We start from the raw sequence: 12105 nt of genomic DNA, 5'->3' as shown, positions 1-12105 counted from the left end.
CATCTGCTAGTAAAAATCCCCCCGAAATTATCGATATCACACGTAATAGGTCATTTGAAAGGAAAGACAGCGCTGAGATTGTTCAGCAAATTTCCGTACCTGAGGAAGAGCAAATTGTGGGGAAATCATTTCTGGGCGCGAGGGTATCGTGTGGATACCGTAGGTATCAATGAAGAGATGATAAGAAGGTATGTGAAATATCAGGAAAAACACGAACAAGAAGAGAGCCAGCTTCAGCTAAAAGAGATGTGAAGCGAAGGCTCTCAGAGTCAGAGCTAAGTACGCCCCTCTGGGGCGCAATCAATGCCACCTGCTATGCAGGTGGTTTTTTACTCTGCAAATAGCAAGATGAGGTCAGGTGTGAGAGTAATTCTGAGTGTCGTAATGGCCTGTTTATTGAGCGGCTGCGGCAGCATTATCAGTCGGACTATCCCGGGACAGGGCCACGGAAATCAGTACTATCCCGGCGTGCAATGGGATGTTCGTGATTCGGCGTGGCGCTATATTACTGTGCTCGATCTGCCTTTCTCACTGGTGTTTGACACGTTACTGTTGCCACTGGATGTACACCACGGCCCCTACGAGTGATCAGCGCTCATCCCACTCGTCTGCGGCGGCCTGACCCTCTTCGGTATCGAGCGGCGGTTCAAGTTGAAATTCGCCCTCGTCCCATTCGTGCAGCGTGTTCTCTTCCTGCCACTCCTGGCTTATTTCGATCTCGTCGAAATCACCGTCAAATACGCTTTGCGCGGCTTCGCCACTAAGCATCGGCAGACACTCTCCTGGTTCCTCATCATCGGCAAAGAACTCAGCCTGCCAGGCAATGTCACCATCCTGAAGAACATACTTTTGCACATTAAATTGCTGCACACTGATCTCGTCTTCATCAATATCGGGATTATTGGCAAGAAAAATTTCCCGTGCGGCATCAATTGCTTCAGACAGTGTTGAGTAATACTCCAGTTCGGATTCAGCCATGTAAAAACTCCTCAAGTAGCAGAAAAAGTACCTGCAAAAATCTATAGTCGCTGGTTTCGCCAGCGTCAAATGATGGCTGAGGTAATCAGATATTTAACAGAAATTGATCATTATGAAAAAGCGACGGAGCAGGAAGGGCATGACCAGGCTTAAGGCTGTGCCAGTAAGAAAACAACCAAACCAGGCAAGGGTAAGATTACGCTGCCAGTTTATTGGGCATCAGTAGATGACATAACTATCCGTACAGCGTTGTTGCAACGCGCGCATTAGGGTAATTGGTAAGTATGCTAATTATGAGTTCAGGTAATAGTTGCTGCAATGTGTAGGACGATTTTTGTATGATGAAAAAAGCCCGCAAATACGTAAATGCGGGCTTTACAGATGCTAGTAGCGAGAAGGAACGCCTTCCGGGCGGGTCTTAAAGCGGCGATGCAGCCACATATACTGTTCGGGAGCCAGCATGATGCAACGCTCCACGACTTTATTCATCCAGGCGGCTGTCGTTTCTGCATCGTCAAGCGGTGGGGAGTACTCCGGCTCCAGCATGATCAACTCATAGCCTTTCGCATCCGGCTTACGGCGCGGAACAAAGGGTACAATAGCTGCCTGAGACATGCGCGCCAGCATCCAGGTGCCGGAAGTAGACGCCGCCTGTTCAACGGCAAAGAAGGGAGCAAAAACACTGGCCCGTGGACCGTAATCGTGATCCGGGGCGTACCAGACAACCTCGCCCGCTTTCAGTGCGCGGATCATACCTTTAAGGTCTTTTCTGTCGAGCATACTTTTGTTGGAGCGCATGCGGCCCCATGTCTGCACCAGATCGATAACCGGATTATCATTCGGTCTGTAGACACCAATCCCCGGCTCATTCATACCGAACATACGTGCGCCCATTTCCAGAGTGAGAAAATGCACGCCAATCAGTAAAATACCGCGCCCTTGTGCCTGTACATCGCGAACATATTCAAAACCGGATACATCCATCCAGCGGGCCATTCGGCGATCTGACCAGAACCAGGCCATGCCCGTTTCCAGTACGCCCATGCCGACTGACTCAAAATTTTTGGCAACCATATGCTGGCGTTCTTCGGCACGCATCTGTGGGAAACAGAGTTCAAGATTGCGCTCGGCGATTTTTACACGGCGTTTCATTACACGTTTAGCCAGATGGCCAATACCATATCCCAGTCGATAAATGACCGGGTAGGGGAGCTGAACGACCAGCCACAGCAAACCCATTCCAAACCAGGTGGGCCAAAAACGAGGATGTAAAAGTGAGGCTGAAAATTTAGGTAAAAGCGTCATGACTGTCCTGTATTAAGCAACAATTCCCTGTATTCTCGCACTTTTTCGGCGTTTACCAAAATCCTGGCGCACGGAATGGCTGTTTCTCCGATGATTGTTATACCGCAATGAGCAGATTGAGATTAAATGTAGCGTAAAATGTGTGGATGTAAATTATCAGTATTTGCTTTATGATGCCGCCGTTTTTTCACTCTCTACTTTGCAGGATACGTACACCATGCCAGTGTTACACAACCGCATCGCTAACGATGAATTAAAAGCGCGCATGCTTGCGGAAACCGAGCCGCGTATTACGGTCTCGTTTTATAAATATTTTTCTATTATGAATCCGCAGGCAACGCGCGATGCTCTTTACCAGACGTTTACCGCACTGAAGGTATTTGGTCGGATTTATCTTGCCCATGAAGGGATTAATGCCCAGGTCAGCGTACCGCAAAGCCAGTTCCCGGCTTTTCGCGATGCTCTTTATGCCCTCGATCCGGCGCTGGATGGCCTGCGTATGAACATCGCCATTGACGATGACGGCAAATCATTCTGGGTGCTGCGCATGAAAGTGCGCGATCGCATTGTTGCGGACGGTATTGAAGATGAGAGTTTTGACGCCAGCGATGTTGGTGATTACCTGAAAGCGGCGGAAGTGAACGCTATGCTCGACGATCCGGAGGCGATTTTTATCGATATGCGCAACCACTATGAATATGAAGTGGGGCATTTTGATGGCGCACTGGAGATCCCGGCCGATACCTTCCGCGAGCAGTTACCTAAAGCCGTTGAGATGATGCAGGCGCATAAAGACAAGAAAATTGTGATGTACTGCACCGGTGGTATTCGTTGTGAAAAGGCGAGCGCCTGGATGAAGCACAACGGTTTTAATAAAGTGTGGCATATCGAAGGCGGTATCATTGAGTATGCGCGTCGCGCCCGTGAACAGGGGTTGCCTGTTCGCTTTGTCGGGAAGAATTTTGTTTTCGATGAGCGAATGGGGGAACGCATTTCCGACGACGTGATTGCCCATTGCCACCAGTGCGGTGCGCCGTGCGACTCGCATACTAATTGTCGCAATGACGGTTGCCATTTGTTGTTTATTCAGTGCCCGGCTTGTGCAGAGAAATATGAAGGCTGTTGTAGTGAATTATGTCAGGAAGAGAGCAAGTTGCCGGAAGAGGAGCAGCGCAAACGCCGCGCCGGACGTGAGAATGGCAATAAAATCTTCAACAAATCACGTGGACGCCTGAACACTAAACTGGGTATTCCGGATCCGGAATAACGCAAACAGGAGAGGGAAAACTCTCTCCTGCTCATTTACTTCTGCTGTACACCTTCGGCGGAAATAATCAATGCCACATTCTGCGATGCCGGCTCAGGTTCGGTCATAATATTGAACTCTTTCAGCGCAATTTTGCCGGAAGCATCAAACTCTGCATGTACGCCGCCCCATGGATCCTGGCCCTTACCGGTGAGTTTTGCCACCAGCACTACCGGCTTCATCACTCATATTTTTCGAATGATTATTACTTTTAATGTTCGGATGATTAGGGAGGGACAAGTCAGTTTGACTGTTAACAGCAGGATGTGTGAAATTTCTGTTGTGCAGAAAAATTGGTTTAACCCTATCTTATTATGAATAAAATTTAGGTTTTACCACTATTTATGGTTAGAACCATACAATATAAATAAGGTCGATCAGCGCAACAAGTAGCACAGCATAATATATAATATCAAATGCTCACGCACGTTATTAATAAGGTAGTTGAATAAACGATGCATGATCTCTCCACAGAAAAATAAAGGCGGCCACAAATAGGGCCGCCGACGGATTATTGTGTAAAGCGTGACAGGGAAAAAGGCGTCAAATCAAAATCGCTGCATTTACCCTGCGCAAATGCACTGGCGATTTCGCCGAGCACTGGCGCGAATTTAAATCCATGGCCGCTCAGTCCGGTGATAATCAGCGTGTCCGGATGTTCCGGTAAAGTATCAATAATAAAATCTTCATCCGGCGAGTTATCGTATGTACATGAAGCACCATAAAGGCAACCACCGATGCCCGGCAGGAACTGGCGCAGAAAACCGAAGCACTCCGAACCGTCTCCCGCTTCATTGCCAAAAGGCGTACGTTGTCGCGCCTCGTCAATGAGTTGGCCTCCGTTATGACGCCCTATCTTCAGCGCGTTGTCTTCGGCGGGGAAGCCGTAATACTGATCGCCATTCGGCATTTCACCGGTGAAGGCTGGAAAGTGATTTTTGCTGCTGTAGCGACCGTCTGCCTGGAACCAGGCGAAAACCTTGCGTACGGTTTGTACCGGAAGCGTTGGAATCAACTGACGTACCCAGGTGCCGGCGCTAATTAACACTTTCTTACCGACGAACTCGCCTTCCGCTGTTTCGATGGTCACGCCTTCAGGGCCATGACGCAGCGCGGTAACCGGGCAGTTAAACAGTTGCGCGCAACCAGCTTGCTGGGCGAAACGGATCCAGGTTTTTATCGCCAGTTCGCTCCTCAGCACGCCGGAATTGGCTTCGAACAGACCGATATAGTCTTCCGGTACGGTAATTTCGGGCCAGCGGGCCATTAGCGAAGGCGCATCCAGTTTTTCTACCGCCAGATCCCACTGCTTAGCACTGTGGGTGACATTGGCGAGAAACCCTGAATCAGCCGGTCCGAGGTTGATCACGCCGGTCCGTTCGAACACCGCCTCACCGCTTTCGTTGGCTAACTCTTCCCACAACTGTTGGGCGCGCAGCACCAGCGGAACATATTTTTCACCTTCGCCATACGCATGGCGAATTAGACGCGTATCGCCATGATGGCTGCCTTGCTGGTGTGGCGGGAGATGGGCATCGGTCATCAGCACATTTAGCCCCGCCCGGGTAGCGTAATAGCCGGTAGCTGCGCCGACAGATCCGCTGCCGATAATAATCAGGTCATATTTCATGGTGTTCTCCAGGAAAAAGCGTGTTCAGGAGGGTAATTAACCTGGCGGCGTTATACAAGGGCGGAAATAATTAAGGCACCCTGGAGGGTGCCTGTTGGGATGAAGGTCAGCATTAAAACTAATGCCTGCGGTACTCATCTTGCTGGTAATCGCCTGATTCAATCTTGGCAATACCCGCCTCGAGAATCGATATAAACTGGCGGGCGACATCTGTCGTTAACCATAACGTCTGGCCGACTTCAGTCTCTTCCTGAGCGGCTCTGTTTGGGGTCTGGTAGTGTAACCGGAGCATCAGGGCATCGTAACTGTCCACGGTACTGATGTCCCATCCGACCAGTGGATGGGTCTGGATGACTTCATTATTCTTTACCATCATAACCCCCATATTAGCGTGTTTATTTAGACAACGACTTTCGAGGTTCAATGCGTGTTTTAATTTGAAGCCTCTTTAGTATATCAACATCTGGGGGTGGTGATCGAATAAATAAACACTCTGCAACATGTTTTTTAGGCTGTTTGATTTTTTTGAATAAGAAAACGAAACCTTAAGCACATATTTTTACTAAAGAAGTATATACCCGTCATACTTCAAGTTGCATGTGCGTTGGCTTTTTTATTCGGCTCATCCCTGAGCCTTACCCCTTTGGGGCCGCTGCTTACAGCGTTCAAATCTGCTCCCGGCAGATTTGTCGCTCACCCCGGTCACGGACTTATGCAAACTCCCGGGGATTACTGAGAGACATCCTGTCTCTCACCGGAGGCCAACCTTCGGTTGGGTAAATTCGTTCCCGACGAATTTGTCACTACGTCGCCGTCTTCCTGCAACTCGAATTATTTAGGGTATAGAATTGATGAGTCGCGTAAAAAACAGACAAAAAAGCCGGGGCGACCCGGCAATAAGAACAAACTTAAAGAGAAATTAGTCGTTGATAAACCAGTCGTCGGCGCTTTCCCAGGTTTCCTGCAAAATTTCACTTATGCGATCTTTATCTTCTTTTGCGCCACCAAGCACCGACAAGTTATTAGCCGCAGCATAACGAACGGTGATTTTGTTATCGTAATCGGGATAGTAATTATTGAGCCGACGGGATAATTCGCCCGCCAGCGCATCGATAGCACCCGGCGGTAAAGGTGTGGTTTTGGCGATAGTCACTTCAATGCGCATAATAGCCCCCTGTGTGTTTACTGTATATATATACAGTTGATAAGGTGTCTTTACAACAGGGGGAAGTAAAATTTTTACTGCTTAACGCGCCAGCGAATGGTTTCACCCGCGAGGAACGGTACCAGTGTATCGTCCATCAGGGCAATATTCTCTGGCACGAGGCTTTCGATGCGTTCCAGCTCAATGAAGCCCTCATTGAGTGGGAGCCCGTAAAAGCGCGGTCCATTCAGTGAGCAAAACGCTTCAAAATGCTGCAAGGCGTTCATCTCTTCAAATACGGTAGCGTAGCTGCTGAGCGCGGTTGGCGCATTGAAGCAACCGGCGCAACCACAGCTTGCTTCTTTTCGGTGCCGCGCATGCGGTGCGGAATCTGTGCCGAGAAAAGCGCGCTCAAAGCCGCTGGCGACTAACTCGCGCAGCGCCTGCTGGTGGGTGTTGCGTTTTAGGATGGGCAAGCAGTAAAGATGCGGACGCACGCCGCCAACCAGCATATGGTTACGGTTAAACATCAAATGCTGTGGTGTAATGGTGGCCGCCAGGCGCTCGTTGCCCTCGCGTACATAATCAGCCGCGTCTTTGGTAGTGATATGCTCAAATACCACTTTCAACCCCGGAAGGCGCTGACGCAGCGGCTCCATCACCGTTTCAATAAAACGCGCTTCGCGATCGAAGATATCGATATCGGCGTGGGTCACTTCACCATGCACCAGCAACGGCATACCCAATTTTTCCATGCGCTCCAGAACCTGCATAATGGCATCAATGCTGGTGACGCCGTGGCTGGAGTTGGTGGTGGCATTGGCGGGATAAAGTTTTGCTGCCGTAAAGACGTTTTCGTTAAACCCACGTTCCACTTCGTCCGCACTCAAACTGTCGGTCAGATAGCAAGTCATTAGCGGAGTGAAATCATGTCCGGCAGGCACAGCGTCAAGAATGCGCTGGCGATATGCGCGCGCAGCATCAACAGTTGTTACAGGGGGAGCGAGATTGGGCATGACAATGGCGCGGGCGTAGGTTTCACTGGTCCACGGCACCACGGTTTTTAACATATCGCCATCACGCAGGTGGACGTGCCAGTCGTCAGGACGGCGGATTTTCAAAACCTGGGATTGTGTCATTGGAGTGCTCCGGCTGGTGAGAATCAGGTGTTTTTTGCCGGGCACTAAGGATAAGCGGAAACGTTTTCGTTTGCATCTTTTTCCTGAAAAAAAGGGCGCTCGCAGCGCCCTGTAACTCAGTCGGTGAGGGGGATAATAATTTCGCCCGGTTTCACCTCAATACCTTTGGCATATTTCTTCGCCAGCGCCTCGCCTTTACTGCTGTCCTCTTTTAGCACATAAGCCGGACGCTGATTAAAGTAGCTGCGCAGCGACTGGTTCAGATAGGGCATCAACGTTTGCAGCACCGTTTGCATTTTTTCTGGCTGCACGTCGGCTTTCACCACTTCCATCTCCTGCAAGTAAATGGCGCCTTTCTCTTTATCAAACACCGGCAACGCCTTTAGTTTCAGCTTGATGATTGCTTTCTGGTTACCGAATAGGGACGTCATATCGAGGTTGGCATCACCGGTCAGGGTCACTTTATTCGGCTCTTCTCGACCAATTTCCGACGCCAGGTTGTTCAGCACAATGTGTGCGTCAGCCACACCAGGCAAACCAATGTCTTTCGCAAAATCATTGCGTTTTTGCAGTGACTGGTTAATTTCCTGTTCGCTGATAGAATATTGGGTCAGTTGGTTACAACCCACCAGCACACCGCTCAGCAGTAAGGCAGCGGCAAAAAAAATCTTCTTCATAATTCCTCAACGTGATTCCGAAAGCGTCAAAACCAGTGCGTAGGATGCGTCAGGCACGGTACAAAGGCTAGCGGAAAAAACTGAATGGCTGGCGACAACCACGTTACGCAACAGCAGGAAAAGATGAATATCGTCCCCGGATCGTTCGCCGTTGACCGCATTGGGTTTGACAATGAGTTTGTCCAGCGCCCAAGGATCGTCGCTAATGTTTTTCACCAGCCCGGTAGAGTGGGCGAGATGTTCGTTGAAAATGCGGATCGCCGCCACTTTCTTCGAGACAAATCAGGCGCCAGGTTCGAGCATCTGTGGACGAATACGCTTTTGGCCAAATTGCCACAACAGCGCCATTGAGGTCATCAGGCCGATCAAGCCGAGCATCATCCACGGCAATTCCGGCTGGTTGAAGGCTTTGCCGACATCGAACAACCACCCGCCGCCGGCGTAACCAAGTGCGCCGCCAAATGCCAGCCCCAGGCGACTGAAACCCATATAACTGCCGCGCGCGCGGGCATCTGCTAGCTGCGCGCTTAAAGTTTCCCGCGCAGGCTCGGCAATAATTGAGCCGATATAGAATGTGCAGATAAGCGTAAACAGTTGCTGCAACGTCCCTACCATTCCGACCGGCAGCAGGCTGAATGACATCACCAGCAGGCCAGCCATCAGACGATGTTCAAGACGGAAACGTTTTTCGCTCCAGCGGGCGATAGGGTAGAGCAACGTCAGCGACAAACAGGCTTCGATGGCGTACATCCACTTCACTGCCGCCGGTGAACCGGCAATATCGTTGACCATGATCGGTAGCATCAGCATTACCTGTACCGCCAGCATATAGTAGCCAGTCAACGTCAGTACATAGGTGACAAACCGTTTGTCGTGCAGCACACGTGCCAGCCCTTCACGCACCGGGGCTTTTACCGTAGAGAGTTTCCATGCCGGTAACAGCCAGGCGTTGAACGCGGCGCAGAGCACAAACATTAGCGCCCCGGTAGCGCACACCAGACGAAAGTCATATTGCAACAGCCAACTACCAAGCAATGCGCCAACAACCGCTCCTGCGCTGTCCTGCATCATCAAGATAGAGAAAAAGCGGCTGCGCTGGTTAGGTCGCACCAGTTTGACTACCAGCGCGGAGCGAGGCGGATCGAACAGCGTACCGCCCAACCCGGAAAGAATGCAGGAGAGCCACAGTAGCCAGGGTTCGTGCGCCACGCCCATAGCGACGAAACCGCCCGCACGCATCAACATGCCGGTGACGATCAGCGGTTTGGCACCAAAACGGTCGGCAATTGCGCCGCCGAAAATGCCTAAACCCTGCTGAATAAATTGTCGCAGGCCGAGTGCAATACCGACCATCAATGCCGCCCAGCCGAGCTGATCAACAAAACGAATAGAAATGAGCGGGAAGACAACGAAAAAGCCGAGAACCACTAGCATATTATCGACAAGCAGGAAATATTTACCCAGGCTCCTTGCCTGCGATATGCGCGCCATTTCCCCTCCGGGAAATTAAGGAAGATAAGACATTCTTATTCTGCGGGTTCACCCGATCTTTTCCCAGATTCGTGGTGACAATATTTTTTTATCAAAAACCGGCTTTGATTCAGAGTTTTCATCGAAAATGGTTCGCAAAGTGGAAAATGCCATGTTGCTGTTTTCACAGAGTGGCTGCGCAAATGTATAGTAAAGGTAAGGGGTTAAAAGAGTGGTGAAATGGAAGGAGTGGTAATGCATGTTTGGCTACCGCAGTAACGTGCCGAAAGTACGCTTAGTCACAGACAGATTAGTGGTTCGTTTAGTGCATGAGCGCGATGCCTGGCGCCTGGCGGATTATTACGCCGAAAATCGGCAATTTCTAAAGCCCTGGGAGCCCGTGCGTGATGAAAGTCATTGCTATCCTTCCGGGTGGCAGGCTCGTCTTGGCATGATCAATGAATTTCATAAGCAGGGGTCGGCATTCTATTTCGCGCTGCTCGATCCTGAGGAAAAAGAGATCGTCGGCGTGGCGAATTTTTCCAATGTGGTACGCGGTTCGTTTCATGCCTGTTACCTTGGCTACTCCATCGGGCAAAAATGGCAGGGACAAGGGCTGATGTTTGAAGCGCTGACAGCGGCGATCCGCTACATGCAGCGCACGCAACATATGCACCGTATCATGGCAAATTACATGCCGCATAATAAACGTAGTGGCGATTTGCTGGCGAGGCTGGGCTTCGAGAAAGAGGGCTACGCCAAATTGTATTTGCTGATCGACGGGCAGTGGCGCGACCACGTACTTACCGCGCTCACTGCGCAAGAATGGACCCCAGGTCGCTAAGGAGCAACGATGAAGTATCAACTCTCAGCGGTTGAAGCGCGAGTTATCGGTTGCCTGCTGGAAAAGCAGATCACCACGCCGGAGCAATATCCGCTGTCAATCAACGGTGTGGTTACCGCCAGTAATCAGAAGACCAACCGTGAACCCGTCATGAACCTCAACGAACATGAGGTACAGGATGTGCTGGATGAACTGGTGAAGCGGCACTATCTGCGCACCGTCAGCGGTTTTGGCAATCGAGTAACGAAATACGAGCAGCGTTTTTGCAACTCTGAATTTGGCGATCTGAAACTCAATCAGGCAGAAGTGGCGCTAATCACCACGCTGCTGCTGCGCGGGCCGCAAACGCCGGGGGAACTGCGTGGCCGTGCGGAACGCATGCATCACTTTAATGATATGGCGGAGGTGGAAACGGCGCTGGAATTGCTGGCGACGCGGGAAGATGGCCCGTATGTTGTGCGGTTGCCCAGAGAACCCGGCAAGCGCGAAAGCCGCTATATGCACCTGTTCAGTGGCGATGTACAGACTCTGGATAATGTTATTGAGGCGGTCAGCCCGCCGGAAGAATCACTGGCGGCGCGTGTTGAGGCTCTGGAAGAGGAAGTAGCAGAACTGAAGCAGCGTCTGGATTCGCTGCTCGCACATTTAGGAGATTAGTCGTGACGAAACTACGTGTTGGAGTGGTTGGCCTTGGCGGCATTGCGCAAAAAGCCTGGCTACCCGCTGTAGGCGCTGCGACCGACTGGACGCTAACCGCGGCCTGGTCGCCGACGCGGGAAAAAGCCCTGCGGGTATGCGAAAGCTGGCGCATTCCGTATGCTGATTCGCTGGCGGCATTAGCCGCCCAGTGTGATGCGGTTTTCGTCCACACGTCGACGGCTTCGCATTACAGCGTGGTCGGTGAGTTACTGAACCTTGGCGTGCATGTTTGTGTCGATAAACCGTTGGCAGAAAACCTCCAGGATGCCGAGCGGCTTATCGAACTGGCCGCGCGGAAAAAGCTGACGCTGATGGTCGGTTTTAACCGCCGTTTCTCGCCGCTGTACCGCGAACTGAAACAGCAGATGCCGCTGGCGGCGTCACTGAGGATGGATAAACACCGCACCGACAGCGTGGGGCCGCAGGATTTACGCTTCACGCTGCTTGATGATTATCTGCACGTGGTGGACACCGCATTATGGCTGGCAGGAAGCGCGGCGGCGTTACAAAGCGGTACGTTGCTTACGGATGATGACGGTGCAATGGTTTATGCCGAACACCACTTCTCTCTGGGTCACCTGCAAATCACCACCAGTATGCACCGGCGGGCGGGAAGCCAGCGCGAGTGGATTCAGGCCGTTACTGATGGCGCGCTGGTGGATATCACCGATATGCGTGAATGGCGTGAAGAGCGCGGGCAGGGCATAGTGGTGCGTCCGGTTGCTGGCTGGCAGAGCGTGCTGGAACAGCGTGGTTTTGCCGGTTGTGCGCGCCATTTTATTGAATGCGTGCAAAATCAGACGGTTCCGGAAACGGCGGGTGAACAGGCCATACTGGCTCAACGCGTAGTGGAAAAGCTCTGGAGTGAGGCGATGAGTGAATAACCGCCAGTAACATCTGGTGATAGTAATTC

At 51.3% G+C, this 12105-nt stretch carries 14 protein-coding genes and 3 pseudogenes; 6 read left to right on the top strand and 11 right to left on the bottom strand.

Features of this window, described 5'->3' with window-relative positions; all coding sequences use genetic code 11:
* Both tnpA and GA0061070_RS17405 read left to right on the top strand, forming a co-directional pair.
* A partial coding sequence (gene tnpA / locus GA0061070_RS17410; protein WP_139109782.1) for an IS200/IS605 family transposase occupies nt 1-252 on the top strand: 252 nt, incomplete at its 5' end.
* 108 nt (nt 253-360) lie between these two features.
* The gene (locus GA0061070_RS17405; RefSeq protein ID WP_090137287.1) at nt 361-588 is read left to right on the top strand and encodes a YceK/YidQ family lipoprotein; all 228 of its coding nucleotides are present in this window, start codon (nt 361-363) and stop codon (nt 586-588) included.
* On the opposite strand, the gene GA0061070_RS17400 is transcribed toward GA0061070_RS17405, so the two are convergent.
* Both GA0061070_RS17400 and GA0061070_RS17395 read right to left on the bottom strand, forming a co-directional pair.
* The gene (locus GA0061070_RS17400; RefSeq protein ID WP_090137286.1) at nt 589-963 is read right to left on the bottom strand and encodes a MysB family protein; all 375 of its coding nucleotides are present in this window, start codon (nt 961-963) and stop codon (nt 589-591) included. It lies immediately after the preceding gene.
* A gap of 399 nt (nt 964-1362) precedes the next feature.
* On the bottom strand, nt 1363-2283 hold the full coding sequence (locus GA0061070_RS17395; RefSeq protein WP_090137283.1) for a Kdo(2)-lipid IV(A) acyltransferase: 921 nt from the start codon (nt 2281-2283) through the stop codon (nt 1363-1365).
* A 217-nt stretch (nt 2284-2500) separates the two neighbouring features.
* Between GA0061070_RS17395 and trhO the strand changes: the two genes are divergently transcribed.
* Nucleotides 2501-3550 (top strand): oxygen-dependent tRNA uridine(34) hydroxylase TrhO, encoded by a 1050-nt coding sequence (gene trhO, locus GA0061070_RS17390; protein WP_090137282.1) that lies wholly within the window; start codon nt 2501-2503, stop codon nt 3548-3550.
* Nucleotides 3551-3585: 35 nt separating this feature from the next.
* Here the strand turns inward: trhO and GA0061070_RS17385 are convergent.
* From GA0061070_RS17385 to mdtH, 9 genes and pseudogenes are all read right to left on the bottom strand, one after another.
* Nucleotides 3586-3774: pseudogene (locus GA0061070_RS17385) on the bottom strand (YceI family protein); the annotation flags it as partial.
* 163 nt (nt 3775-3937) lie between these two features.
* Nucleotides 3938-4050 (bottom strand): annotated as a pseudogene (locus GA0061070_RS24835) (DUF2770 family protein).
* 50 nt (nt 4051-4100) lie between these two features.
* Complete coding sequence (solA, locus tag GA0061070_RS17380) at nt 4101-5219, bottom strand: N-methyl-L-tryptophan oxidase (protein ID WP_090137281.1); 1119 nt, start codon at nt 5217-5219, stop codon at nt 4101-4103.
* Nucleotides 5220-5337: 118 nt separating this feature from the next.
* Nucleotides 5338-5592 (bottom strand): biofilm formation regulator BssS, encoded by a 255-nt coding sequence (gene bssS, locus GA0061070_RS17375; RefSeq protein ID WP_007374460.1) that lies wholly within the window; start codon nt 5590-5592, stop codon nt 5338-5340.
* 546 nt (nt 5593-6138) lie between these two features.
* Nucleotides 6139-6384, bottom strand: a complete 246-nt coding sequence (gene dinI / locus GA0061070_RS17365) for a DNA damage-inducible protein I (protein ID WP_090137279.1) — start codon at nt 6382-6384, stop codon at nt 6139-6141.
* A 74-nt stretch (nt 6385-6458) separates the two neighbouring features.
* Entirely contained in the window at nt 6459-7502 is a 1044-nt protein-coding gene (gene pyrC / locus GA0061070_RS17360) for a dihydroorotase (RefSeq protein WP_090137278.1), read from the bottom strand.
* Nucleotides 7503-7618: 116 nt separating this feature from the next.
* Nucleotides 7619-8179: a lipoprotein gene (locus tag GA0061070_RS17355; RefSeq protein WP_090137277.1), complete on the bottom strand. Its 561-nt coding sequence runs from the start codon at nt 8177-8179 to the stop codon at nt 7619-7621.
* Between the two features lie 87 nt (nt 8180-8266).
* A pseudogene (locus tag GA0061070_RS17350) lies at nt 8267-8461 on the bottom strand (glutaredoxin); the annotation flags it as partial.
* Complete coding sequence (gene mdtH, locus GA0061070_RS17345; protein ID WP_090137275.1) at nt 8462-9670, bottom strand: multidrug efflux MFS transporter MdtH; 1209 nt, start codon at nt 9668-9670, stop codon at nt 8462-8464.
* A 238-nt stretch (nt 9671-9908) separates the two neighbouring features.
* On the opposite strand from mdtH, the gene rimJ reads away from it, so the two are divergent.
* From rimJ to GA0061070_RS17330, 3 genes are read left to right on the top strand one after another with little or no spacing between them, the layout of a single operon-like run.
* A complete protein-coding gene (gene rimJ / locus GA0061070_RS17340) occupies nt 9909-10493 on the top strand; it encodes a ribosomal protein S5-alanine N-acetyltransferase (protein ID WP_090137274.1) in 585 nt (194 codons plus the stop codon).
* Between the two features lie 9 nt (nt 10494-10502).
* A complete protein-coding gene (locus GA0061070_RS17335) occupies nt 10503-11150 on the top strand; it encodes a YceH family protein (RefSeq protein WP_090137273.1) in 648 nt (215 codons plus the stop codon).
* Between the two features lie 2 nt (nt 11151-11152).
* A complete protein-coding gene (locus tag GA0061070_RS17330) occupies nt 11153-12076 on the top strand; it encodes a Gfo/Idh/MocA family protein (RefSeq protein WP_090137272.1) in 924 nt (307 codons plus the stop codon).
* Nucleotides 12077-12105: the final 29 nt, after the last annotated feature.

This window comes from Kosakonia oryziphila, assembly GCF_900094795.1.
In the GTDB taxonomy this organism is placed as follows: Bacteria; Pseudomonadota; Gammaproteobacteria; order Enterobacterales; family Enterobacteriaceae; genus Kosakonia; species Kosakonia oryziphila.
This window is presented reverse-complemented; position numbering and strand designations above follow the sequence as displayed.